This is a genomic window from Hyphomonas sp. TMED31, assembly GCF_002172815.1.
Classification (GTDB): Bacteria; Pseudomonadota; Alphaproteobacteria; order Caulobacterales; family Hyphomonadaceae; genus Hyphomonas; species Hyphomonas atlantica.
The window spans coordinates 23,769-48,752 of the sequence record NZ_NHCK01000010.1 but is presented as its reverse complement, the minus strand read 5'-3'; the positions used below and the strand labels follow the sequence as shown (position 1 = coordinate 48,752).

General features: G+C 56.2%; 22 protein-coding genes. 3 read left to right on the top strand and 19 right to left on the bottom strand.

The genetic code is table 11. The annotated features are described in order from the left end of the window. A partial coding sequence (locus tag CBB91_RS01415) for a DUF2083 domain-containing protein (protein ID WP_273011338.1) occupies positions 1 to 381 on the top strand: 381 nt, incomplete at its 5' end. A 19-nt stretch (positions 382 to 400) separates the two neighbouring features. Here CBB91_RS01415 and CBB91_RS01410 read toward each other — a convergent pair. From CBB91_RS01410 to CBB91_RS01340, 15 genes are all read right to left on the bottom strand, one after another. Further along, positions 401 to 1,237, bottom strand: coding sequence for a TauD/TfdA family dioxygenase (locus CBB91_RS01410; RefSeq protein ID WP_035554683.1), 837 nt, complete (start codon positions 1,235 to 1,237; stop codon positions 401 to 403). 36 nt (positions 1,238 to 1,273) lie between these two features. Continuing rightward, on the bottom strand, positions 1,274 to 3,547 hold the full coding sequence (locus tag CBB91_RS01405; RefSeq protein ID WP_273011334.1) for a TonB-dependent receptor: 2,274 nt from the start codon (positions 3,545 to 3,547) through the stop codon (positions 1,274 to 1,276). Between the two features lie 212 nt (positions 3,548 to 3,759). Then, positions 3,760 to 5,010, bottom strand: a complete 1,251-nt coding sequence (locus CBB91_RS01400) for an MFS transporter (protein ID WP_273011332.1) — start codon at positions 5,008 to 5,010, stop codon at positions 3,760 to 3,762. A gap of 129 nt (positions 5,011 to 5,139) precedes the next feature. Continuing rightward, positions 5,140 to 5,802, bottom strand: coding sequence for an isochorismatase family cysteine hydrolase (locus CBB91_RS01395; RefSeq protein ID WP_273011329.1), 663 nt, complete (start codon positions 5,800 to 5,802; stop codon positions 5,140 to 5,142). Further along, positions 5,803 to 6,921: an LLM class flavin-dependent oxidoreductase gene (locus CBB91_RS01390; protein ID WP_035554677.1), complete on the bottom strand. Its 1,119-nt coding sequence runs from the start codon at positions 6,919 to 6,921 to the stop codon at positions 5,803 to 5,805. Positions 6,922 to 7,033: 112 nt separating this feature from the next. Then, positions 7,034 to 7,348: a 2Fe-2S iron-sulfur cluster-binding protein gene (locus tag CBB91_RS01385; protein ID WP_273011326.1), complete on the bottom strand. Its 315-nt coding sequence runs from the start codon at positions 7,346 to 7,348 to the stop codon at positions 7,034 to 7,036. Positions 7,349 to 7,372: 24 nt separating this feature from the next. Continuing rightward, complete coding sequence (locus tag CBB91_RS01380; protein WP_288145207.1) at positions 7,373 to 8,452, bottom strand: TauD/TfdA family dioxygenase; 1,080 nt, start codon at positions 8,450 to 8,452, stop codon at positions 7,373 to 7,375. 120 nt (positions 8,453 to 8,572) lie between these two features. Continuing rightward, a complete protein-coding gene (locus CBB91_RS01375) occupies positions 8,573 to 9,406 on the bottom strand; it encodes an oxidoreductase (protein WP_273011320.1) in 834 nt (277 codons plus the stop codon). After that, complete coding sequence (locus CBB91_RS01370; RefSeq protein WP_273011317.1) at positions 9,403 to 10,335, bottom strand: ribokinase; 933 nt, start codon at positions 10,333 to 10,335, stop codon at positions 9,403 to 9,405. The genes CBB91_RS01375 and CBB91_RS01370 overlap by 4 nt, the downstream gene beginning before the upstream one ends. Next, the gene (locus CBB91_RS01365; RefSeq protein WP_273011315.1) at positions 10,335 to 11,624 is read right to left on the bottom strand and encodes an MFS transporter; all 1,290 of its coding nucleotides are present in this window, start codon (positions 11,622 to 11,624) and stop codon (positions 10,335 to 10,337) included. The genes CBB91_RS01370 and CBB91_RS01365 overlap by 1 nt, the downstream gene beginning before the upstream one ends. Next, positions 11,621 to 12,112, bottom strand: a complete 492-nt coding sequence (locus CBB91_RS01360) for a VOC family protein (RefSeq protein ID WP_345906699.1) — start codon at positions 12,110 to 12,112, stop codon at positions 11,621 to 11,623. Before CBB91_RS01360 ends, CBB91_RS01365 begins: the two co-directional genes overlap by 4 nt. Before the next feature lie 51 nt (positions 12,113 to 12,163). After that, positions 12,164 to 13,114 (bottom strand): helix-turn-helix domain-containing protein, encoded by a 951-nt coding sequence (locus CBB91_RS01355; RefSeq protein WP_051602864.1) that lies wholly within the window; start codon positions 13,112 to 13,114, stop codon positions 12,164 to 12,166. A 101-nt stretch (positions 13,115 to 13,215) separates the two neighbouring features. After that, the gene (locus tag CBB91_RS01350; protein ID WP_273011312.1) at positions 13,216 to 14,421 is read right to left on the bottom strand and encodes an SRPBCC family protein; all 1,206 of its coding nucleotides are present in this window, start codon (positions 14,419 to 14,421) and stop codon (positions 13,216 to 13,218) included. Positions 14,422 to 14,525: 104 nt separating this feature from the next. Beyond that, the gene (locus CBB91_RS01345; protein ID WP_273011309.1) at positions 14,526 to 16,868 is read right to left on the bottom strand and encodes an acetamidase/formamidase family protein; all 2,343 of its coding nucleotides are present in this window, start codon (positions 16,866 to 16,868) and stop codon (positions 14,526 to 14,528) included. 198 nt (positions 16,869 to 17,066) lie between these two features. After that, positions 17,067 to 18,158 carry an acetamidase/formamidase family protein gene (locus CBB91_RS01340; RefSeq protein WP_273011307.1) on the bottom strand — a complete coding sequence of 364 codons (1,092 nt, stop codon included), beginning with the start codon at positions 18,156 to 18,158 and terminating at the stop codon, positions 17,067 to 17,069. Positions 18,159 to 18,386: 228 nt separating this feature from the next. Between CBB91_RS01340 and CBB91_RS01335 the strand changes: the two genes are divergently transcribed. Next, on the top strand, positions 18,387 to 19,187 hold the full coding sequence (locus tag CBB91_RS01335) for a class III extradiol ring-cleavage dioxygenase (RefSeq protein WP_345906698.1): 801 nt from the start codon (positions 18,387 to 18,389) through the stop codon (positions 19,185 to 19,187). 25 nt (positions 19,188 to 19,212) lie between these two features. On the opposite strand, the gene CBB91_RS01330 is transcribed toward CBB91_RS01335, so the two are convergent. From CBB91_RS01330 to CBB91_RS01320, 3 genes are read right to left on the bottom strand one after another with little or no spacing between them, the layout of a single operon-like run. Further along, on the bottom strand, positions 19,213 to 20,238 hold the full coding sequence (locus tag CBB91_RS01330) for a bile acid:sodium symporter family protein (RefSeq protein ID WP_273011303.1): 1,026 nt from the start codon (positions 20,236 to 20,238) through the stop codon (positions 19,213 to 19,215). 59 nt (positions 20,239 to 20,297) lie between these two features. Beyond that, the gene (locus CBB91_RS01325) at positions 20,298 to 21,650 is read right to left on the bottom strand and encodes an MFS transporter (protein WP_051602863.1); all 1,353 of its coding nucleotides are present in this window, start codon (positions 21,648 to 21,650) and stop codon (positions 20,298 to 20,300) included. Next, positions 21,647 to 23,053 (bottom strand): peptidase M20, encoded by a 1,407-nt coding sequence (locus CBB91_RS01320; protein WP_273011299.1) that lies wholly within the window; start codon positions 23,051 to 23,053, stop codon positions 21,647 to 21,649. The genes CBB91_RS01325 and CBB91_RS01320 overlap by 4 nt, the downstream gene beginning before the upstream one ends. A gap of 295 nt (positions 23,054 to 23,348) precedes the next feature. Between CBB91_RS01320 and CBB91_RS01315 the strand changes: the two genes are divergently transcribed. Continuing rightward, positions 23,349 to 23,942, top strand: coding sequence for a malonic semialdehyde reductase (locus CBB91_RS01315; protein ID WP_199285773.1), 594 nt, complete (start codon positions 23,349 to 23,351; stop codon positions 23,940 to 23,942). A 10-nt stretch (positions 23,943 to 23,952) separates the two neighbouring features. On the opposite strand, the gene CBB91_RS01310 is transcribed toward CBB91_RS01315, so the two are convergent. Beyond that, positions 23,953 to 24,900 carry a DMT family transporter gene (locus tag CBB91_RS01310; protein ID WP_273011298.1) on the bottom strand — a complete coding sequence of 316 codons (948 nt, stop codon included), beginning with the start codon at positions 24,898 to 24,900 and terminating at the stop codon, positions 23,953 to 23,955. Positions 24,901 to 24,984 lie beyond the last annotated feature (84 nt).

The window sequence follows — 24,984 nt, the reverse complement described above, 5'->3', positions numbered from 1 at the left end:
AAATTCGGTGGCGCCTGCCCGCTCTGGAATATCCATGATTGCTTTGCGACGCCCGACCAGGTGCGCACACAAATCATTCAGATGCCGGATAATACGACCTATTTCTCAATCGCCCGCACGATGTCACGATCGGAAGGCGCCTTTGACCGACCGCCAACCAAGTATGCCATCGGCCTTGGGTGTGACATCGCTTACGCGCCACGCCTGATATATGCGCAGACACTCAATCTGCCCGCCATGCAGGCGACGCCCATTGGGGTGAATTGCTATATGTGCGACCGGAACAATTGCCCATCCAGGGCCCACGCTCCGCTAAACAAGAAACTTGTCTTCGATACAAGATCGCGCGGTATCTCTGTCTTCAGCTTCGAGCACGACTAGCGGACCACAATCGCATTCCCTAGGAAACGGGTTTGTCACCCGCGATCGTGACCCGGAAACCGGATCTGACTTCCGGGAAATAGTCCCAAACCGCCAGGTGCTGGACGGCACGGTTGTCCCAAAAGGCGATGGAGTGCGGTTTCCAGCGAAACCGTATCTGAAAGTTCGGATTCTTCACGTGGTCGAACAGGAAGTTTAGAACCGCCTTGCTCTCCTCATCCGACAATCCCTCAATATGGGTCGTGTAGGACGAATTGACGAAGATACATTTCTTTCCGGTCACCGGATGCCTGCGAATGACCGGATGGGTCGCAACCGGATACCGTTTATCATAATCCTTGAACAGAGCATGATAAACCGGATTGGCGTCATGCACCGCCTCCAATCCTTCGAGATATGTTTTCATCCGTTCAGACAAGGCGTCATAGGCTTTGTACATGCTGGAAAACATCGTATCCCCGCCCGTTTCCGGAACGGTGTGAAGATAAAGGATACTGCCAAGCGGAGGTTCTTCGTCTGCACTCAAATCCGAATGCCAGCTCTCTCCGGCAACATATTTTGAGTCAGCATCGGCATGAATGGCCACTATCTCTGGATGTCCATCGATGCCAGCCACCGCCGAATGGATCGCGAGAGGCCCAAACAATCGCCCCAGATCCTTGTGCGCGTCATGACTGATTTCCTGGTCACGAAAGAAGATAACCTGGAACCTGGCCAGCGCATCTCGCAATTCGTCTGCCTGGCTGGGTGAGAGGGGCCGGGTCAGATCAATACCATCCAACTCGGCCCCCATATAGGGCGTGACTCGATTTGCGGTGAAATGCTGGTACGTCTTGTCGCCGTCAAATTCGGACACGTCTATTTCCTTCTAATAGTTTGGCTTCGCTTCAGATCAGAACTCAAATCCGAATGTGACGAGCAATTGCCGCGGAGGGACATACTCATTGCTCACAGTTCCGCTTGAGTAAGGGTCCACGAACCGGCCCGAGATACCCTCTTCATCGCCGATATTCGTGATCGAAGCCGACACGAACCACGGCGCTTCATTCGGCTGATACTGGAAGTACGCATTCCAGAGGCTGTATGATGGCACATCATCCGCGCCAGCCGTGTTGAAAATGCGCGCCTCATACTCTCCAACATATACATTCTCGATGCGAGACGTCAGCTCACCATGATCACCAATTGGCTGGAACCAGGCCGCATACAGATTGTATGTCAGGTCAGCGAGATTTGGCGGGGTGTTGCCCTCGACCTGCACGCCTGCAGACTGACGCGCGAGAAACCAGTCATAAGACCAGGGATATGTAGCGCCTGAATTCACCGCTTCATCTCCGGCGAGGTCAGCAAGGCGGCGATCCAGCGCCACATAGTCAGCGGTGACCTCCCCGTCTAGCATGGCCATATTGCCGCCAAGCATGAGCTGGTCGTTGAAGGTCAGATAGCTGCCTTCCAGCTCGATACCATATGTTTCAGCTTCAGGAATGTTGCCAATGCCCCCGGCATAGGGAATCGGATCCTCTTCGATGAACTGCATGTTTTCATACTGATTGAAGAAGACCGAGGCGTTGAGCGTTGCGCGGCCATCAAGGAACGTGTTCTTGGAGCCGAACTCGATCGCCTCCACAGTCTCTTCATCATATGTCGAGGAGACAACAAGTGCGCCTGACGTTCCGCCATTCAGGCCGCCCGGCTTGTAGCCGCGTGACCAGCTCGCATACACCATCGAGTCTTCGGATATATCGTAGTCAAGCCCGACTTTCCCGGTCCAAGTCTGTGTTGCGAACGAACTGGCGGTCGGCGTTGAATAGTACGAAGCGCCCTCGCCGTCATACTTGTCGTCATTGTAACGCGCGCCGACTGTAGCGCTCAGGTTTTCCATCAGCGGGATTGTCGCCTGGAAGAACGGAGCAACCGACTCACGATTGACGGTCGAAATGTTTTCGTAGGCAAGGTTTGAAGGAATTTCCGCCGGAGTGGTGTCACGAGGCAGAACGGGGAGGCCCGGAATGGAGGTGACGCCAAGCTCCCGATATTCGACCACATATTGAGCCGAGTCCGTGTTCGAATAGAATACGCCTGCAATCCAGTCGATTCCGGATTCCGGAAGTGAGCTGATTGTCAGTTCTTCCATGAAGGTTTCGGCTTCTGTAGCCCACGTCGCAACATGATCGTAGCCGCCATAGGTCGCCAGATCGAGGCGATCGGCGTCAAACGACTGGTCATGCGACATGTCCTGATAACTCGTCACAGACTTCAGCGTCGCGAAAGGAAGCTCGTACGATACGTTGAGCGTGGCAAGTTCCGACCTCAGCTTGAACTTTGCGGGAAAGTCCTGCGTGACTTCGCGAATATCAGGATTGGGGTCCTCAATATTCTTCAGTGCTCCGCCATTATGCTTGTCATTGTATAGCGTATAGGAAAGCGTTGTGGACAGCTTGTCCGTTGGCTCCCACAAGGCGGCGAGGCGATAATGCTCATTGTCAGCGTCATCCAGCTCATAACCGCCATCAATACTGGTGGCCGTCGCATAGCCATCATGAGACGTTTGCTGGATTGACCCGCGGATCGCCGCTGTTTCACCAATCGGCACATTATAGGAGGCAAATCCCTGAACGTAGTTGTAGTCGCCCAGAGTTGCCTTGAACGTGCCCTTCGACTCTCCAAGCGTTGGCTGGTTCGTGATCACGTTGATCGACCCACCGGTTGAACTCTGTCCGAACACAGTGCCCTGCGGGCCGCGAAGGACTTCGATGCGATCTACATCAAAGAACCCCATATTGAGCGCGATGGAATTTGGCAGGAACGCGCCGTCGACATGAAACGACACACCCGGAATTGTCGCGAAGTTCTCTGGAGTCTGCTGGCCTACACCGCGAATGGTGACGATGCGCTCAGACCCGCCACTTTTCGTGATCATGAGGCCGGGAACATACCCATTCAGCTGGCTCGGATCCGTGATGCCCGCCTGCTCCAGGATATCCCCGGTGATAGCGCTCAGCGCGATTGGCGCATCCTGAAGAGTTGTTTCCCGCTTCTCTCCGTACACTGTTATCTGGTTCATGTTACGGATGTCATCTTCATCACCCGCCGCATCATCGGCAAATGCGACACCACCGTGAACCAGCGCAACACTCAGCGCCGCAACAGCAGCACCACACTTCATAAAACTTCTTTTGTTCCGACCCATGACATTACCCCTCAAGCTGCAGAAAATCACAAACTTTGCGATATCTCACGCTAGATTGGGGTTCTCGTCCTGACTTGATTTGGAGCGCCAAAATAGTTGCAAAAGCTGAACCACCAGAAACACGAAACTTACTCTCCACACACACCAACAGGTTGTATTCGCAGCCACAGCGGACGCTTCACAAGGACTTACGCTTTGAGAGCATCGGCGGAACCAGTTTCCTGTGTCGTGCCTGTGAGTTGAAGCTTTGACAATCCCGGGTCCCTCAAAACCTGGATAAACAATGCCAAAAGACCCAGCGCAATTGCGAACACGAAGAAAACTGGCGCGAATGAGCCGACCTTGTCAGCGGCCAGTCCAGCTGCCAAGGGACCAAAGGCGGCAACCGAGGAAATCTGGTGCGACACGCCCAGCAATTGGGCACCCAGTACCCTGCCGAAACGCTCAATGAGCACGACCATCGTCGCGACAACGGTGATCCCCCACCCCGCGCCAAACAGCAAGGAAGACACCACAACGATGGCCGGGCTCATGGCGATCGCAAACAGCACAATCCCTACAGCTTGCAAGGCCATACTCACGGCCAGCAAGTGTTTCGACGAAAACCGCTCACAGAGCGGTCCAGCCAGGCCTTTGAATGCCAAGGATACAAACGCCATGAAGCTGAGGCCAAGTGCCCCAACGGAAGGCGATAGCCCAATCAACTTCAAATGACTGACAGCCATTGAGTGGACGGTCGTGACGCATGCGAGATTGAAGGTTACCGCCGCCGCAATCACCAGGAAAAGCGGACGAAACACTGCCGTTTTCCAGTTCTCGGAACTTCTTGCCGCCGAGCCCTCCAGCGCGTCCTCATTGGCCTCCCGTTCCCGATACGACGTCTTGTCCTTGGGAATGGCCAGCGCGCCAAGGATTACCAGCATGCCACAAACCCCGGCCAGAATGGTCCAGTTTGCACGCCAACTCGTCCACTCGACCACGTAGTAACTCAAGCCTGGGCCCACGATATCGCCAATGCCGCCAAGCATGAGATACAGGCCGATCATCCGGGCCGTTCGGATCGGGAACCATTCTCCGATCAACCACACCGCCGTGACATTTCCGGCAAGGGAGAATCCCGCTCCGACAAAGCACATGGCCGCAAAAAAGGTCATCAGCGCTTCGCTCGCGCTCGCCAGACCAAACCCGGCACCGACCAGGACGAAGCCGAGTGCAAATGTCTGTCGTGCACCAATACGCGGAAGCAGAAAGGCCGGCAGAAACCCTGTCAGCCCGACGGCGAGCCCAAGCACGGTGAAACCCAATCCGGCGGACGTGTAGCTCCACCCCAGATCGTCCGCCATAACAAACAGGACGACGCCGAGTGATGCAAATGTGCTGGCATTGAGCACGAAGAAGCCGCCAACCAGAATGGCAAAGACCAACCACTTTCGAAACATGCTCGCCATCCTGTCAATGTGAGGGACCAAGCATCAAAGGTCTCACATCGGGGGCGATCAATATTGTCGCTGTGCGCACTCCGAGTTTGTATTTGCGCCCAGTCGGAGCGGTCGTGCTCCGATTTGGGGTTACCCTTCCAGGGTGTCCAGGACTGTCTGCGTATCAGCCAGCAAAGCGCAATTCTTCTCCAATGCCATGAGCGCACCGACATGAAGTATCTCTTCATAAGCCGCGCACGCATCAGAAACGACGACGACGTTGAAATTGTGATGAAAGGCAGACCGAGCGGTCTGGTCGACACAGCAATCCGTCGTCACGCCCGCCATCAACACAGTATCAATGCCGCGCGCCTTCAATTCCGCGTCGAGTTCCGTGCCATGAAACCCATCGAACAGAACCTTCGCTATATCGAGATCACCATCCTCCGGGACAAGCTGGTAATAGTCTGACCCCGCCTCATCCGCACGGCATATCGCGTGCTGGCCCGGCTTGCCGCGCCAAGCATAGAGGTTCTTCAAGGCGTCCGTGTCTGTTTCATCCCGGGTCACGACCTTCAGGAAACAGATGGTTCCGCTCTTTTGCTTGAGCGCCTCACGAAGACGAGCCATCTGGGCCATTGCGATGTGCGCTGGGCGAAGGTCAACGCCCGCCTGCCCGATCACGCCATCTGGCGAAACGAAATCCACCTGAACATCGACCAGGACCAAGGCGGTACGTGCAGGATCAAGTATCTCGCTGAGCAACTCGGTCCCGACATGCGGTAAGTCAGATACAGACGGCAAAGCTGTCATCTATGCCGCCCCGGCGAGAGACGGAAACTTTGCGCGCAACTTTGGAAGCACTTCTTCCGCAAATTTCGGCATTCCCTCAATATAGTCGGGGAAGATCAGCATGAGGCCATCCAGACCCGACACTTCCAATTGCTGGGACAGACGCTCCACAACTGTATCAGGCGATCCTGCAACGTGCGGCGACATGAACGATGATCTGGCCTTTTTCACGAACGCATTCTCCTTGCCGATTTCGGCATCCAGGAACCCGTAGGCGCGCATCATACCGCGCAGGGCTTCTTCATCGAGACCATCCCGATAGTGTTGCGCCGTCGCTTGAGCCTCTTCATCTGTATCGCCGAGGACAACGGTCATCATCGCGTACGTGCGGATGTACCGCCCCATTTCGGCGGCGATGCCTTTCACCTTGTTACTGGCAGCGGCCAGCACTTCAGGAACGTCGCCAGACAAGAAGATCGCGTCCATTTCGTTCGCGCTGAATCGCATTCCCTTTTCAGACGTACCCGCACAAACAAGGAATGGCTTTTTCGAAGGCTTAGGATTCGAAACGCAGTCATCCAGTTGGAAATACTTGCCATCCATCGTGACAGAAGGCTCGGTCCACAAGCCCTTGATGGCCTTGATCCACTCGTCGGCAAGATCATATCGGGCGTCGTGGTCAACATCGTCCGGCCACATACCCATTTGGGAGAACTCGCCCTTGTAGGAACCCGTGACCACATTGAGCCCTGCCCGTCCGTTCGATACCTGATCCAGCGTAGCAATCATTTTCGCGACCGTTCCCGGATTTTGCAGGATCGTGTGGACAGTGGTCCAGACCTTCACGGTTTTGGTGACTTCTGCCAGCGCTGCCATCGTGACCGTCGCGTCGAGTGTCGCATCCCACTGTTTGGTTTCGCCGCCATATCCGCGATACTTTGCCATGGACATGATGAAGTCGTATCCCAGCTCTTCTGCCAGAACCGCGACTTTGCGGTTGTAGGCATATGACCCATCGAGCTCCGGCTTGTTTCTCGACAGGATCCACCCCCCATTGGCGATCGGCATGAAGATGCCCAGATCCTTGCCTCCGGTATCGGATGGCAAGTCAAACTTGGTTGGAGAAACTGGCTCTGACATGTCTTCAATTCCCTCATTTCGATACCGGACTATCACCAAGGCAAGCCATCCGGTTCTTGATTTCTCGCGCCTCAACTATTGATCGGCGACCATCTTCCACAGGCGCTCACATTTACTCAGGCGCAACTTTCACGCACAAACCCGACAGCTCATCCGTCATGATGATCTGGCATGATAGCCGGGATTGGGGCCGTGCATTGTCGGAGAAATCGAGCAACTCCTTTTCCGGTTCGGATGCCGCCCCCGTGCGATCCAGAAACTCATCCCCCACGAAGACATGACAGGTTGCGCACGCGCAGGCACCCCCGCAAATCGCAGCGATATCTTCGGCGCCAGAAGCAGATATTGCCTCCATTACGCTATGGCCAGCGGTTGCCTCTATGACGACCTCTTCTCCGGAGCGCTTGATCACTTTCAGTTCAGGCATTCAGCGTCTTCTTCTGTGGCTTGATCAGGAAATCATTCTGGGCACGGCCGCGTCCGCGACATGGAATTTGCCGATCACTTCATCATCGACACCTTCCCGAGGTTTTTCCCTGACCTGCACAACACCATTCTTGCCAAAGCCCTCCACAACTGGTCGCCCTGCATCCCGGCTGAGCCACAAGCGCAAAAGATGGCGTTTGCGTTGCGGTTCAGGATGATCAAAGAACTCCGTACGAGAATGAAGTGCGGCGTAGTTGGATAGCCATTGAATATCACCGGGGCGGAAATCCATATCGATCGCCATGCCTGGCTCGTAGGTAATTTCGTCAAACAGCGCGAGCACTTCCTTTTGCGCATCCGTCAGCTTCGGCACCCCCGGATACTCCTGCGCCGTCAGAATATAGAGCGAGCCCGCATACATGCTGAACACACCTTCTTCGATGCTGATCACCGGCGATGTGTACGTGTTGGCCGGGGCATTATGGTCTTGCCGCCGCCAGTCCCAATGAAACGGCTCCAGCAGCAATGGCGCAAGGTCGGGCCGGCGACGCAGAATTTCATTATAGATCTCGGCACCTGACACCAGACAGGATGCGCCCCCTTCCTTTGCGGGTCTCAGGCACATCAGGGCGACAATGTCGGAACTGTCGGAATGATAGACCAGCTTGTCGCGCACCTTTGATGAGAGCGCCGTTGGGTCATCCATCGTCTTGTCGGATGTCGCGTAGATATGGTCGATCAAGTCTCCCATCTCGTTCTGACGGATCGGATCTCCCATGTGCAGGCCGAGAATGTAATAGATCGCCGAAGACAGGGCATCCGAATACAAATGCGTTCGCAATCCCCGCACCAGAACGAAACCCCGCCCTGTATCGACATCACGGCCCCAGGCTTCCACCGCTTCGGCGCATGCTGTCAGGGGATACTCAGATGCTTGCACGAANCGAAGGTCTGGATCCNCCTCAACAAACCGGGCTCCGAGGTCCTCCANTTCNTCNACCTGCTCAGGTGANAGATGGTAGATCCATTCCTCGCCNGCCTTGATCTCATCGCCACGCCAGGCCGCNGCGGTCGTCACAGGTTTGCACACAGNTNCAGTCGTCATCATGGCCTCCAGGCTCNGGAAATTCAGCANATTNGNAATTGAGANTATCAACGCTGGATGCATCGGTCTTGCACCGAGCGACATGAATTCTTGTGGCGCGCTGAATTGCTGAAAAAGGCATCACACTGCCTCCGCAGAAACAGAATGCGTGAGCTCTTTGAACGCATCCATAGCATCAAGCTGGCTTCTGAGATGGTCGGTCGCGTATTTGTACGCATCCGCGCCCAATAGCAGCAGCCGCGGCGGCACATCCATCTCCACCAGGTGNGAAATNGCCAATGCGATCTTGCCNGGGGNNCTTGGNTCCCGNCCCNTNCCTTCCGAAAGCACTTGATGGGCCATATGGGCCGTCGTTTCGTAGTCCGGAATAGTCGGCTCAACTGCGCGCAAGGAGCCGCCGGCGAAATCNGTGCGCATTCCCCCCGGCGCCACATTCGTCACATGAATGCCAAGTGGCGAAACCTCGTCCGCCAATGTCTGACCAATACATTCGAGCGCATACTTGCTTGCGCCGTAAATTCCGGTTCCTGCCCACGGNGCNAGCCCGCTGGCGGAGGAAACATTCACAATGTGCCCCGCGCGTCGCCGNCGCATTCCTGGAAGCACNGCCTGGATCATGGCGATGGCGCCAAGAACGTTTACGTCGAAAAGCGATCTGATTTCCTGAATAGAGGTTTCCTCAATGGCTCCAGTCAATCCGTATCCGGCATTGTTCACAAGCACATCAATCGGACCGTGTTCTCTTTCAGCTTCAGCTACTTTCTCAAAGACTTCATCGAAGTCAGTCACATCAAGCAGCAGCGCAATGGCGCGTCCGCCCGCCTGACTGGAAAATNCCTCGTGATCCTGTTCAGAGCGCNCCGTGCCGATCACACGGTCGCCTTGCTCCAGCATTTGCAAAGCGATCTGCTTTCCCAGCCCCTTGCTGACGCCGGTAATCAACCAGGTCTTCATCCAGGAACCTCCTCCGACTCCATCTCGAAGATGATCAGCTCAACATCTTCCCGCGAGGGCATGGATGCGGCGGCGCCATCTTTCTCAACGGACAAGGATGCCGCTATGGATGCGTATTGCATCGCTGCATCAAGTTGGTCGCCCATGGCAAGTCGCGCGCACAAGGTTCCACAGAAACAGTCGCCTGAACCGGTTGTGTCTCGCGCTTTCGTGCGTCGCGCGGGTGTTACGTGCAGGTGATTGCGACTGATNGCCANCGCACCCGCGGCACCACAAGTCACGATGATAACCTGATCCGCACGCGAGAGCAGCGTCCTGGCAATTCGGGTGATATCTTCAATATCTTCCGGAAGGCTCTCAATTTCGGCATAGAATGCGAGTTCAGACTCGTTCATCACGATGATGTTCATCACGTGGAACAAGTCATCGCGCGCCCGCAATATCGCTGGCGCCGCATTCAACACAGCTGTCGTATTGGAGCCTGCAAGCGACGCACAATACGCAAGTGTCGTTTCGATTGGCGTCTCCAATTGGGACAAGACAACTTTTGCGTCGGCCCGCTTTGGCGGAACGACCTTGAGCTGAGCATTTGCGCCGGCATCGACGACGATGTGATTTTCGCCTGCTGCGTCCACGCAGATATAAGCGCGACCGCTCCGCATGGATGGCANCTTTTCGATNNCGCCCGAAGGCACAGAAAGTGCCTCCAACTCNGAAATGAGCCATGCCCCGTCCTCATCATCTCCAAGGCAGGCATNGAATTCCAGATTGACCCCAGACCGCGCGGCGGCAACCGCNTGGTTGGCTCCCTTCCCACCGAGATAATGATCAGACCCTGTTGCAGAAACAGTTTCCCCCGGCCTTGGCAAGCTGGCAACACGAAGCACAACATCCAGATTGACGCTTCCCAANATNGTCANGTCTGCCATCAGCTGATCACCTCCTGATCGTGAGCGGACGAGTTCTTGCTGAACTCCGGAAGCAACANGATCAGGACAGTGCCAAGCAAGAGCAGACCTGCGAGCACCCATACCGANGTCACATAGCTGCCCGTGACGTCAAAGCCGATATCCATCAAGACCGGCGCCCCTCCCTGGAAGACTATGACGACGGAGTAGAANACCCCAATGATCGTTCCGAATGAGCGAAGCCCGAAATAGCGGGACACAAAATAGGACAGACAGCCAAACTCTGCNCCAAGCCCAATGCCCATCAAAGCGGCGCCGATGTAGATGGTCGGCAGGGCCGTTCCATACTGGAAACAAAGCAGGCCAAGGATCGCCGCAGCAAACATGGGCACCGCTACTTTTGGCGTATAAAAACGGTCCAGGAAGTATCCCGTCATGACTTGCCACCCCGCAGTTACCAAGGCGAAGATACTGATGGCCAACGTCGCGGATTGAAGGGAAATGCCGCGATCCATCAACATGGGCACCACATGGGTGAAAATGGCCGTCATGCATCCGGCGCCAAGGGCGACAGCCGCCATGAGAATCCAGAATGTCNNCATGGATGCCGCTTCGCCAAGACTGACGCCGGATAGCGTCTCCGTTGCGGGAGAANCTCGCGCNCCTCTNTCGCCCTTCTGGATCACCGCCAGCCGGCCAGGCGCGTCCCGCAGCAATGCAAAAAGAACAGGGAACCCAAGACAGAAGACAATCAGGCCAATCCCGATATAGGCGCCACGCCATCCGAACTGTACCAGCATCAACCCGGCCGCAATTGGCATCAAGGTCGATCCGAGCCCATTGCCGAACCCTGCTGCCACCCCAAGCATCAGTCCTCGCTTTTCATCGAACCACTCGGAAATCACCTTGGAATAAGCGGGCGTTGACGGGATGGCCCCCGCAGCGCCGACAAGCGCAAACAGGGCGTAGAACTGAAGCACGGAACCATTCGCCAGCGCCAATCCCGCAATTGCCGGAGCAAACACAGCGCTTCCGAAAAGGATAATGCGCCGTGAGCCCCATTTGTCAGACAATCGACCGGCGATGGGATATATGATCGCCGACATGACAGCCGTCAGCAGCAGGACTCCAGACACAACAGACCGTGGCCAACCAAACTCTGTCGAGATCGGCACAAGGAACAGGCTGAAGACCGCACTGACGGCGGGCGTTGTGCTGACAATATTCCCCACCGTTGCAGCAACGACCACACCCGTCTTGCGAGCTACCGCCTGCTGCCCGATAGCGTCTGCGCCCGCCAGGTCGGTCATTCGCTGGTATACCCCTCTGGGATCACCGGATCTGCTCCGCCCTTGCGCCAAAGAATGATCTGGTTGCCCCACGGGTCTTGAAAGGAATCATTGAAGCCATTGAATTCCTTCCAGTAATGATTTCGCCAAAGCGTCTTTGCTCCGCGCGCCTCCGCCGCCTCCATGATCCGGTCAACCGAGTCATCTTCGCTGACCAAAACCCAGAGCCGGGATGTGCGGGTCTCTGCCGATAGCGCCCGGGGATCCACTCCTGCCGGATCAGGGTTAGGGCGCAGGTTCTTCACATTGCCGATCCCGATATGCAAATTGCCGATCTCGCTGTCCGACCCATCCGGATTCTTGAAGTTTCCACCCGGCACCATGCGGCAGTACTGGCCATCCATCCGGACGTCGTCTTCCCAACCCATGACTTCGGCATAGAACTTTCCAGCCGCCACGGGATCGTCCGACATCAAGTCAACGAAGATGAGTGTGTTTGGATTTGGCATATAAATTCCCTGTACTTACTTATTCGGTATCAAATGATGCATGGTGTCATGCTAGGCGCGACCTTGGGCAAACTCTTGATACTCGCCCCATAATTTGTTGACCTCAGCCTCATCCTGGGCGCGGTTTGCCAGCCCTGTCCGCCGATGCTCGCGCGGCGACAAACCAAACTGCTCCCGAAAGCTGCGACTGAAATGAGCTGAACTGCTGAAGCCCCAGCGAAACGCCACTTCGGAAATAGATTCCTGCGCGTGGAGCGGACTGATCAGATCCGCATGACACCGCTCCAGTCGACGCTTCTTGAGATATCCGCTGAAATTGTGCCCATCCGCAGCGAACAGGCGTTGCAGATAACGGGGAGAAACACCAACCTCATCTGCCGCCTTCACAATCGTCAGGTCAGGATCCCACAGGAGGGTTTCCAATGTCTGCTGGATTCTGTGGAGATGGGCCGCTCTTGCGCCCTGCGCGCCACCAAGCGATCGCGTGTCTGCAATTTCAAGCAGCTTGCTCGTCAGCAACTCGATCAAGGCAAGCTCAACCGGGGGCAGGTCCTGAGTCGAGATGTCGCCAAGCTCATCGGCCATGACGAGAAGCATGCCCAGCAGCATTCGTCCAACACCAACGCTGCCGTCAATTGTGCCGGATTTGTAATGGGTTGGCGCAATCAGTCGGCCACCCAACGCCACATCCGGAATGCGCACAAACAGGATCGCATTATCTTCACTCACTTCCAGACGGGAGTCGTGTCGCGTCGCGCCGTACACGATCATATTCTGCGTCACGTCTACAGCCACGCCGTCAGAACTGAAGCGCGCATTTCCTTTCAGCAGGACAAGCAACCATATGCCCGCGCCCTGCTCCAACTCACGCCCATCAATGACCTGGCGTCCAGACTCGATGCGTGCGAATTGCAAGCCCAGCGCCGAAGACTGAATGGTCATACGCCCGTCAATCGGTTGCCCTTCCGGATCTGACACGAAAGGCAGTCGCAACCGCCGCATGGCGTTGGCCCAGGCCGCATTCCTCTGCGCGGCAGGCACTGATCGTGTCTGGAACCGCCAGGTCGTGGGGTGTTCTGAAGGGTGCACGTGCCTGCTCCGCCCTATTCGGCAGCAACCGCAGCCCCGACAGCAGACGGATCGCGCCTATCCCATTCCGCCAGATAGCGGTCGACAAGCCATTCATTGAATTGCGCTTGCGCGCCTTCTTGCCAGGAATACCGCCCACGTTTTGCAAAGCGGGAGCGCAGGCCCAGTTGAACCATCTCGTCCACATGCCAATCCTGAGCGATGATATGAGATGTCGAATTCATGATCATCTCCATCTTGTGCTCATAGGCTTCGTCTTCCATGGCCCCAGGCGCAACNAGNACGCCCGTGTCCATGTAATGCGTTTCNGGNCTGTCAGGCCGGATGATCAGATAGATGACCATGTCGCTGGTCATGACCAGTGACAGGCTGGGCGGGATATTTGCAAACGTCATCCGGTTTCGGGCTTCATCGGACAGTCCCGGAAAGACCGGCAATACCGCCTTCTGTGTGGGATTAAAGCTCGCGTCAGGATGAAGCGTACCGTTGAACCGCAGATAGCCGGCGGCTCCTTTCGGCGCATCGGGGAAACTTGCCTGTTCTGACGGCACAAAATCATGCAACGGGCCGTGGTGCAGGCGGCTGGCGTGATAGCCATCATTGTTGTTCTCGAACATGACTTTCCAGTTCCACATGAGGCGTGGCGCCGGGTCAGGTCGGGGCCCTTCCGCATTGGCCAGGTCGTACCCACTGATCGCTTCCTGAACATGCGTCAGACGGGGCGCCAGTGGCGCAGCATTCTGATCGAAATTGATGAAGATGAACCCTTCCCACACCTCAACCTTGAAATTCGGAAGCCCATTTGCCTTGCGGTCGAATTCGCAAGTCTTGTTCATCGCCGGCGCGCCGACCAGATCACCATCCAGCGAGTAGCTCCAATGATGATAGGGGCAAACAAATCCACGCGCATTTCCGCTACCTTCGGCAACCAGCATCGCGCGGTGCTGGCAAACAGACGACATTGCCTTCAATTCGCCTTTGCGATTTCTGGCCACGACAATTGGTTCGTTTACGGTGGAGGTGGTGAAATAGTCGCCCGGCTCTTTCACCCATTCTTCCCGGCCGACACACAACCAGTCATGCGTAAAGAGGGCTTCCTTCTCAAACTCGTAGAAATTGGCGTCCGTATAGCATTCTGGCGGAAGCGTTTCAGCTTCGAGAACATCTCCTTTTGAAGATGCCAGAGACTGGATGAACTCTTCGGTGATGGTGATCGGCATGCCCTGAATGTCCTCTTCTTGTCAGCATCACCCTGTCATTGGCGGCCCGTCCATTCTTGTCTCTGCGCGCACAAGAACTTGTTGGGCTCNCGNTTTTNNCCGCATCANCGNGAANCACGCCCNTACGCCGTGAACAATTCCTTGCGGATAATGGCATGGACTCCCCAGTTCCCATTGACGACCTGAGTAATCCCGAAATCCACGCCGACAGAGAGCAGCGAGATCGCCTCATCNTCATCAAGGTCGCGTGCGGTCATCAGGAAACGACGCGCTTTGCGGAACGCATCCCGCATGGCCAGNTCAATTGAAGACTTCTTATAGATGTCGCTCTGTGCAGATGCCCCGAGCTCTTTGAGATAGTTCGGATGGCTAAAGCCGAAGATCACCCATTCGTCCNGGGTTTCCAGAAGAGGATAATCGAGATCCCGGATATGCCCTCTCTTGTCGCTCGCCCGATGCAGAATAGGCTGGATAAGCGCTGTCATTGAACACTCGATTGCCGTCCCACACAGCTCCGAGTCTCCTTGCGACGCATGCGGATCACCGAGNGACAACAGCGCACCCGCAACGCCGACAGGCAGAAACAGGCTGGACCCCGGCGCAATACGCCAATTGTCGAGATTNCCTCCGAAATTGCCTGGCGGAATGGAGTCGACCAGTTTGGATTGCGGCGGAGCAACACCAATCACNCCAAAATGCGGACGCACCGGAATCTCGATGTTGCGCAGGACATCATAGTTTTTCTTGATCGTGCTCGTGTCCACAGGCAAGCCGGGATAATCGTACAATTCATGCACAATACCAAACGGATCTGTCTGAGGGGTCCAGCGATAATTGTAGACNGCACGTGCACAGGACCGCCCCATCTCGCTCTCGACTTCATAAATGGTAATGACTTCGCGTTGTTTCGGTTCCGTCAGAAGATCATTATACTGAAATCCCCAATACGCTGCAGCATTGCTGCCGAATGACTGCCCCGCATATTTCGGGTTCCCGCTGGTCCGNGGCTTCAGTTCCAGAATACGGATCTCGACAATGTCATTCGGCTCTGCCCCCGCGATCTCAATCGGGCCAGTGCAGATATGNACACCAAAGCCCTCNCCCGCGCCGCGNCCTGTTGAGNAAGACGAATCCAGNGCGCCCGCCCCTCGNCGGTTGATGGTTTTACCCTCCGGAGTCCAGCGATAGATATCCTCAATCGCCGGGTCTCCCATGACCATACGCTCATGGTCGTCATTCGCATGATGCGTCAGGGTTTCAACCGTCACATAATCCCCGGATTCCACGGTCAGGACTGGCTTCAGCGAACTGCTGAAATGCCCCCAGTGAATGGTTTCAGGCGTAACNGGCAAATAGTGATGCCGGGCTCCATGCTGGACCGGAACGCGNGGCNGATCCGATACGTCNGAAGNTTCCTGTTCGATGTCATCCAGCATCTCGTCAGCCTGGGATTCGATCGCCTGATCTTTCGCTGTCGGCGGCCGTCCCCGTTGCGGGGCTTCGGCTTGCGCTTCTTCCTCTTGCGGCGCCCTGCGATACTCCCGCGGGCTCATCCCGTACTGTTCTCGAAACGCTCGGCTGAAAGACGCGCTATCGTTGAAGCCCCACTGGAACAAGATGTCCGAGATGGAACGCTGTGCATGTAACGGGCTACGAAGGTCCAGCCGGCACCGCTCCANCCGCCNGAGTTTCACAAAATGACCGAAACTATCCCCAACAGATTCGAACAATTTCTGAAGGTAGCGCGGTGAGATATTGTGTTCCTTGGCGACCTGATGAAGGTTCAGGTCAGGATCACTTAAACGCATCTCGATGGTCTGGAAAATTCGCTCCAGCAACGCCGCCCGGACGCCGGCCGCGCCGCCNAACTCCTTGGTAGAAGCTTCGCTCATAAGCGCCGTGGAAATGAATTCAGGCAGCGCCACCTCAATGGGACGCATCTGGTCATCGTCGACATCCATGATCGTGTCGGCGACAGATCGCAACAATCCTGACAACATGCGCCCAACGCCTGTTTCAGAGACAAGATTGGAGATGTCAGCTTGCGGCTTTGAACGCAGACGCAGTGCCGGATGCGTGACCGGCACCTGAACCATCAAGAAGCGATTGTCGCGNTTGAAATCGAGCGTGACATCCAGATCGCCAATTCCATAAACGATATCGCCCTCGGAGACATCGATGGAGTTGGTTTCCGTTTTGGCGACGAGGTCACCTTCCAGCAGCATGATCAACCAGAANTGGGAGGGGCCCTGCGACAGGTCCAGGCGGATGACGTGTTCCGTGGACGTGATGCGGACAAATGTGAAATCCTGAGCACTTCGATAGCTGACCAATTCGCCATACAGCTCTCCCTCATGCTCCAGAAGCTCCATGGAAAATCGCTGTAACGCGAAGTGCCAAGCGTCCTTCCGCTGCTCCTTCGGATACGCATTGGTTGTAAACTGCACNGACTGGCTCCGTTCCGCTCTCGCTCTCAGTCCTCACCCAATGCTGATCCTCGGACCGCCACTACAGCGGTCAATGAAACCTGCATCTCACACTGCAGGACACAGGTGACGCTGCCTGACTTTTGAGCAGCATCTACCCATTCCGCCGCCGATCACGCCCATTTTGGCCGGGCTGACAGGGGTCACCGACGCGCAGGATCAATCCGGATCTTTCACGACGCCCTTCTCCGGGAAGATGTTGCGATCAATCTTAACGTGAATTCCCTGCGTCCCATCGACGACTTGCGTGATCCCGAAATCCGTCGCGACGCTCATCAGGGAATAGGCATCATTGCGGCTGAGATCCTGATGCTCGGTAAGCAGGTGGAGCATATCCAGCGACGCATTCTTCATCGCCTTGTTCAGGTCTTCATCGAACCCGTGCACGATCCAGTGGTCCGGCGTCTCAAGCAAGGGGGAAGGGAATTTGAAATCCTTGCGCAAGACAATCTGGAACAAAACGTCCAACGATGCCTCGATGGCTGTGCCACTGATCTCGCCNTCTCCCTGGCTGACGTGTGGGTCGCCAATCGAGAACAGGCCACCCTTTACCTGCACGGGATAATACATCGTCGCGCCTGCGCCGATGCGCCAATTGTCAATATTGCCGCCATGAAGCCCCGGCGGAATGGTGCTGACGCGTTCATCAACGGCCGGTGCCACCCCAGCCGTTCCAAGATGGGGCCGGGCGGGCACGCGAACGCCGGTCAGGGCGGGCTCCTTGTCACAATCAGGGCAATGCGTGATTGTCCCCGGAATCAGATACTTGCCTTCAAAATCATAGGCGTACAGCGCATGAGCCGTATTGGAATTCGGGTCTAGCTCGTAGATTGTTACGCGCTCTTTCTCGCCGAACTCCTGGTAGAGATGCCCCCAATTGGCGGCAAGATTCGAGCCATAATTGCATCTTGGTACCATGCGAAAATACCGAACTTCCAGCATATCGCCTGGTTCAGCACCTTCGACATAGATCGGCCCGGTCATGATATGCACACCGGGAGCGCGGTCTTCTGGCTTCACCCCTTCCCAGATTGCCTTGACGGTTTCATCCATCATCAGATCCGGCGCGTCGCCCGCATGGTGCGTAATTGCTTCGGCCTGAATGAGGTCGCCGCTCTTGACGTGCAAGGCTGGCTTTATGTTTGGATGGAAGTATCCCCAGTGAACCGTTTCAGGCGTCGCCTTCAGATGATGCAGATTTTCGGGCTGGACCTGAACCTTGCTTTTCCGGGTGTCTTCAATCAACGCCATACCTAACTCCTTGAACCAAACGCCGTGTACGAAATCTGGCTGCAAGGCCGGCACCTGGTCTTGTTCAAATGCGCCCAACTAGTTGCGCATGCTTGTCACCCCCCTCAAATGGAGAGCAGGTTCAAGTTTGCGGTCGTCCACCAACAAGACAATCGTCACCATGTCGCCTACCAATCCCTTTTGGATCAGTATCGGGAACAGACTATGCCAGAGACACCGTCCACCAGAATGCCCACCTTGTTCATTCCGCATGGCGGAGGTCCCTGCTTCTTCATGGACTGGAGTCTGATGGGTGGCCCTGCCGATACGTGGGACCAGACCGCTGCATGGCTGAAGAGTATTCCGGAAAGTCTGCCCGAAAAGCCAAAGGCGCTTCTGGTGATTTCGGCGCATTGGGAAGAGGACGAGTTCACGCTCTCGACAGCGTCGAAACCCGACATGATCTTTGATTATTACGGCTTTCCACCGCACACTTACGAATTGAACTATCCGGCCCCGGGCGCCCCCGAACTGGCAAAGCGAGTGTCACAGCTCATCACGCAACAAGGGTTGCCGGAGCCGCGCAACACGGATCGCGGCTTTGACCATGGCGTGTTCGTGCCGCTTCTGGTGGCATTTCCAGATGCAGACATCCCAATCCTAACATTGTCGCTCACCAAGGATCTGTCGCCGGAAAAACATCTTATCCTTGGCGAGGCGCTTTCTGCCCTCAGAGATGAAGGTGTGCTGATTATCGGCAGCGGCATGAGTTACCACAATATGCGCGCGTTCCGGACACCCGCGGCAACCGCCCCGTCAGAAGAATTTGACCACTGGCTGACGAACACAATCGAATCCGATTCAGGAGACGCGCGATGGAATCGCCTTAGCAATTGGCTGTCAGCCCCCCAGGCACGCAATTCTCACCCGAGGGAAGAACACTTCATTCCGCTAATGATTGCGGCCGGCGCAGCCCGCGATGATGCTGGGCGCAAGATTTTCTCGGACAATGTGATGAATGCCACAGTCTCCGCCTTCCAGTTCGGCTGACCCGGCCATTCGCCGGACTGAGGGCCTAGTCTCGCTCTCCATAGTTACGAGCGATAATCGCGCAAACAATCAGTTGCAGCTGGTGAAATATCATCAGAGGCAGGATTATGACTCCTACCTGCGCCGGTGCAAACATCGCCGCTGCCATCGGCACTCCACTCGCCAGGCTCTTCTTTGATCCGCACATGACAAGGGTGATTTCGTCCTCCTTTGACAGTCCTGTCGTTTGAGCCGTCCTGCGCGTCACCAACAGCACGACTGTCAGGACAACCGCACTCACGAGCAAGATCGTTGCGATATCCAAGGCGGACACTCTCTGCCAGATACCCTCCACCACCGCCGCGCTAAACGCCGTGTAGACAACCAAGAGGATAGCTCCGCGGTCCAGCTTCGACAGAATCGCCTTGTTCCGGTCTATCCANCGNCCNATNAGAGGACGGCTGAGNTGTCCGATNATNAAGGGNGCNAAAAGCGTCAGCATGATCGAGCGCATGACGCCCAGCANGTCCCCGCCACCCGATTGCAACTCCGAACGCATGAGCAAGCCCGCGAGCAAGGGCGTGATGAAAACGCCNAGCATGTTGGATAGAGACGCCGTGCAGACTGCCGCAGCGACGTTTCCNCGAGCCATTGATGTGAATGCGATAGACGATTGCACCGTNGACGGCAGAATGGTCAGGAACAGNAAGCCCATTTTTACGCTGGGACTGATCAGCATATCGGGCAGACAGCTGACCGCCAGGCCAAGCAGCGGAAAAAGAACGAATGTGCTTGTCAGGACAAGGCCATGTAGCCGCCACGCGCCAATTCCGCCAAGAATGGCTTCGCGTGACAGTTTCGCACCGTGCATGAAGAAGAGGAGGAAAATCGCCCCCTTCGTCAACCATTCGAATCCGATCGCCACATCGCCGCGACATGGAAGAATGCTCGCGGTCACGACGACGCCAAGCAGCACCAACGCATACGGGTCCGGCTTCAACCATTTGACCCAGCCAGAACGCGGCATCCCCTTTGGCGGGTTCGGGTCTGACGCTTCAGGGTGAGGGGACATAAGTTCTCCGCAATCGGGCTCATCACACCCGAATTTGAGTTGGCCAAATATCTGGATCGCTACTCCGCGGGTTGACGATATGGCACGTCATTCGCGTCCGCAGGCACATCAACCTGCCCCTCTTGCGCTTCCGCCGGATATGGCGGCTTCATGAACAGAACGAACATGAAGACAAGCGCGGACAGGACAGAAAGGATCAGGAAGATAAGAGAGAAACTGCCGGATACATCGCGGATGACCCCTCCGATCACCGGGCCCAGCGCGGAAATCGCCCCCGTCACACACATGGCGGAGAAAAGTTCGAGATTGTACTTTCTCCCGAAATAATTGAGCAGCAAAACGGTACACGCCAACTGGGTGGTGCCAAATCCAATCCCCGTCCCGAACGCATACAGCAACAGCATCACATGATCGGTTGTCAGCGCGAGCACAGCGCACCCGATCATCGTCGCGAACAGCGCAAACGTCGCCAGATGCTTCGGATCGAAAATATCTCCCAACGCGCCCGAAAACCCTCGGATGAGCACGGCAATCAATGCCTCAATGCTCAGCATTCCCCCGGCCACGGTTTCGGAAACGCCGCGCTCGATCAAATGGCCCACCGACAGACTCGTGACTGTGACGAGACACATCATGTTGAGGCAATAAGCGGCTGCCAGGATTTTGAACTGCGTGGTCTGCATCGCCAGCTTGGCGGGCCAGTCCTTGGTGGTGCGGTAAATATTCCGCCCAAACCGCGAAGCTGGAGAGTCCGCCTGGTCAGGCATGATGACCGGAGCGGGATCCTCCACCTCTGGAACTTCAAGCTCCTCTTTGGCAGGTCGGCGGAAACTCCGTTCGAGACCTATGATAACGGCACAGAGTATCGCCGCAGCCAAAATCGCAAGCGCCTGGTATTCCCAGTAATTTCGCCAGGTCTGCCCTTTCAGGGCAAGCACTCCCAAGACCATGAGCGGCCCCACCACTGTGCCCAGGCCGCTGATGGTTGCGGCCACTCCAAGCGCGGTGGACTGGCGCTTGAACAGACGACTGACCATGAAAGTCGTCGGGATTGACGCCATCATCGGATAGGCCAGACCGCAAATTGCCGCCGCCAGATAGTACTGGATGAGATTGTCGACGCCATGAAGCAGATACAAGCCGAGACTGGCGAGCACTCCTCCAAGGAGAATGGTGTTTCGTACGCCGATCCTACGAATGAGAAATGGCGGAACGGATGAGGCGAGCCCGGTGACGGCGCCAAGCACGGTGAAACCGAGCCCGGCTTGCGACCAGCTCCATTCAAGATCCATCACCATGAATGGCAGTACGACCCCCAGGGATGAATATGTCGCCGCGGCCAGCAGCAGCTCCAGAGAACTCATCGCGACCAGTTGGCTGCCTGCCTTGAACGGGATTGCGGCTTTGATCATTCTGCCTGCTCCTGCTTGGCGAAGGGGTTGTCTCCATACACATCAGACCGGGAAGTCATCTCGCCCCCTTCGGATTCTGACGCCCGGCCACAGAGTGACAGGGCTGTCAGCGCGTAAATCAACGTGCTTTTGACCATGTCCTCCGGGGTCGGGCGCCAACGGGGGAACCCGGTTGTCACGGCTGGAATACGGTTCATGTTGAAAACGTTGTGGTCGCGCCACATGCTGGAATAGACCGGGTGGGCAAGTTGCAATGGCTCGCCAAGCGTGTCCCGAGTGGCGGCATCCACAGCGGCCACCAATGGCCCCACGCGCGTCTCGTCGGCAGCAAATCCATGCCGCACGACCACCGGCTCAATATCGAATTCGCCGAGTCCCTGTTTTCGCAAATGAGCCTGCAAGCTTCTGAAGACCTGACCGACTTCAACATGCGGCGGCAAGCCGACCTCAAGATACAAAGAGCAAATTTCGGTGCCAGCTCCGAACGCATAGGGCACTCCCCCGCGTACCGAAGATATCTGGGTTTTCGGCTTTGCAACGCCGCCATCGGACGAATAGATATTCTCTTGTTCGTACACTCGTCCCCAGTCCAGTAACGACTGGATCGCATCGCCCAACCGGTAGATCGGGTTCGGATGATCAGACGCACGCTCCGGATTGTCGAGAAGTGGAGTGAATACCCCTTCCCCGAAAAGCTGGATTCGGAAGACGGCGTAACCGCATGCGACCCAGGTCAGCCCGAAGTCGCAGCCCTCCGCGGCAATGGCGTAATCTGGCGCCACCCCGCCGTGATAGAAGGCGTAGTGCGTGCCGATTTCCTTGCCCATGTACTGAACGCCCCGCGCCTCTTCGATCGGCTCGGGGCCTATCTCTCCGGGCGATGCGGTCAGGTAAAGGCGCCCTGACAAGTCTATACCGCAGGCTTTCAGGGCCTTTGCCGCCATCAGGAAGCACACCATTGGCCCCCGATCATTCGAGATTGGAAATCCGTGAAATGCGCCATCCTGCAGCCAGCACTGGTTCCATTCCGGGTTCGCCAGCGTTTCAGGCCTGAATTTCTGCGCATCCAGATCAGGGTCCCAGGTCGGGCTCTCGGTATCGAGGTGGGCCGTAAAGAGCAGGCTTTTCCCGTCCCCCTTGCCTCCATATGTGGCGATAATGTTTGGACGCTCCGGCGTCGCCCCTACTTTTCTTGGCGCGAAGCCTTCACGGGTCAGCCAATCAAACACGTACTCAGCGGCAGATGCTTCCTGCATTGAGGGGCTGTCGATGTTGCCAAGCTCCAAGGCGGTGCGCGTCAACTCATCCTTGTCGATGGCCGCTTCGATGGCCTTGCGTTCTTCCGGTGTCACTTCATACGCGACAGGGGGCAGATTTGGGAATGCCGGGCTTGCTTCTGTCACGCTGGTACCTGATCCGTTCGGGGGTCGTTCTACTCTGCCAGAAAAGAAATCATTTCAAGCCGCAGCAAGTCTTGATCTGCGCCGCACAGTTTCTTGCCCGCTTCAGATGGATATTTGAGCAGCCCGCCGCAACAAGCGCGCACAACTGGTCGCAACCGCAGATATCTGGCACTGCCGACGTCCGCAAGAATTAGGGCCGTAGCCGCAAAGAAACGCGCAGCGACCGCGATCACATTGCATACCAGCACCCAACCGCCGCTGCATTCGCAGCCTGATATGCGAGATAGACATGAATTTGACCAAAGCAGAACTGGGCCGCGGCGCCCTTGAGCAACTTTTCCTTGAGGCTCGCACCTTCTCAGACTGGCAGGACAAGCCGATTTCGGACGAGGACTGCAAACGCATCTACGAACTCGCAAAACTGGGCCCGACGTCTTCAAACGCTTCGCCGGCAAGGTTCGTTTTCATTCGGACCAGCGAGGGAAAAGACAAGCTCAAACCCTTTCTCTCTTCTGGCAATCTGGAAAAAACAATGTCGGCTCCACTGACAGTCATCGTGGCGCATGATCTGGATTTCGCGGACAGGATACCGGAGCTGTTCCCGCATTTCCCCGCCGCCGCGAAATGGTTCGCTCCAGAAGACATCAAGCTTGAAACCGCCTTCAGAAACAGCAGCCTGCAAGGCGCCTACCTGATTCTGGCCGCACGCAGCCTGGGTTTTGATTGCGGCCCCATGTCAGGCTTTGACCCGCAAGGACTGGACAAAGCCTTCTTCAGCGGCACGAACGTCAAATCGAACTTTCTGGTCAATATCGGATATGGGGAGCCTTCGAACCTGCACCCGAGACTGCCGCGCCTCTCTTTCGAAGATGCGTGTCAGATCGCCTAACGAAACAGGTTCACGCGGGCGTTCGCGAAGTGCGTAGCATTCCGGCAAGCGGCGTGTACTTCCAGACACCTGCCACGATGATCAGGACGAGCCCAAAAACAGTCGGCGCGTCGATCGGGTCATGAAAGAGGAATACACCATAGCCCACAGCCCAGACGACTTGTGAATATTGCATCGGGCCCAGAAGGTTGGCTGGTGCATATCTGGACGCAAACATGATCGTCAGATTTCCCAGCGCAATGAAAACACCATAAACTGCGATAGGCAGCCAAAGCGAAAGGTCAGGAAGCCGAAAGTCGGGAATGATCATGATCCCGCACAAGACCATCGGAAGAAGCGTGGCGGCACCGAAATGGGAGATCGTGTGCTCGTCATGCTTTATGTGGCGAAGGATCACGAAAACCGACGACGAACATATGGTCAGCACGAACGCAGCGAGATGCCCGATCGTAAGCTCCCGCATGCCCGGACGCAGCACAATCAAGGTGCCAACGAAGCAGACGAATATCGTAAGCCAGGTCGACCGTGTCACCTTCTCGTTCAGAAACACGATCGACATCAGCGAAATCATGACCGGCATGAGGAAGACCAGCGAAAACGCCTCAACCATAGGCAATTCAGTGAATGCGATGATGCCAGCTATGATGCCGACAGTCTGAATCATGCCGCGCAGAATCCACAGTTTCGGGCGCCTCGGCTGGATGATGTGGATCAGTCGTTCTCCGCGCCCGCGCACGAGGGGTGCCATCACCAAGCATAGCAGGCACCCAAGAAATCCCAGCATGAATGGCGGAACCTGGCCGCCTAGAAAACGAACCACGGCATCCTTTGTTGCAAACAGAGAGAATGAAACAAGCGCCAGTGTGACGCCTCTCGATAGGTCATTTGTCTGGCTGTTCACGATGTTCACTTTATCTGGATCAGGGCAACTTATCCGCCTCAGGATGATGCAAGTCATCCCACGGGTCTTGCCCCAGCGCGGCCAGTTACTTGTCTGCATCAAAGATTATAGGCTGTCAGGAATTCCTTCGCCTGGCGTCAA

Excerpts from the sequence above, each read along its gene's own strand:
- CBB91_RS01325 (WP_051602863.1), bottom strand. The coding sequence starts at position 21,650 with ATGATCAAAGCCGCAATCCCGTTCAAGGCAGGCAGCCAACTGGTCGCG.
- CBB91_RS01400 (WP_273011332.1), bottom strand. The coding sequence starts at position 5,010 with ATGTTTCGAAAGTGGTTGGTCTTTGCCATTCTGGTTGGCGGCTTCTTC.
- CBB91_RS01355 (WP_051602864.1), bottom strand. The coding sequence starts at position 13,114 with ATGCGGCGGTTGCGACTGCCTTTCGTGTCAGATCCGGAAGGGCAACCG.
- CBB91_RS01310 (WP_273011298.1), bottom strand. The coding sequence starts at position 24,900 with ATGACTTGCATCATCCTGAGGCGGATAAGTTGCCCTGATCCAGATAAA.
- CBB91_RS01390 (WP_035554677.1), bottom strand. The coding sequence starts at position 6,921 with ATGTCAGAGCCAGTTTCTCCAACCAAGTTTGACTTGCCATCCGATACC.
- CBB91_RS01335 (WP_345906698.1), top strand. The coding sequence starts at position 18,387 with ATGCCCACCTTGTTCATTCCGCATGGCGGAGGTCCCTGCTTCTTCATG.
- CBB91_RS01395 (WP_273011329.1), bottom strand. The coding sequence starts at position 5,802 with ATGACAGCTTTGCCGTCTGTATCTGACTTACCGCATGTCGGGACCGAG.
- CBB91_RS01405 (WP_273011334.1), bottom strand. The coding sequence starts at position 3,547 with ATGAAGTGTGGTGCTGCTGTTGCGGCGCTGAGTGTTGCGCTGGTTCAC.
- CBB91_RS01360 (WP_345906699.1), bottom strand. The coding sequence starts at position 12,112 with ATGCCAAATCCAAACACACTCATCTTCGTTGACTTGATGTCGGACGAT.
- CBB91_RS01385 (WP_273011326.1), bottom strand. The coding sequence starts at position 7,348 with ATGCCTGAACTGAAAGTGATCAAGCGCTCCGGAGAAGAGGTCGTCATA.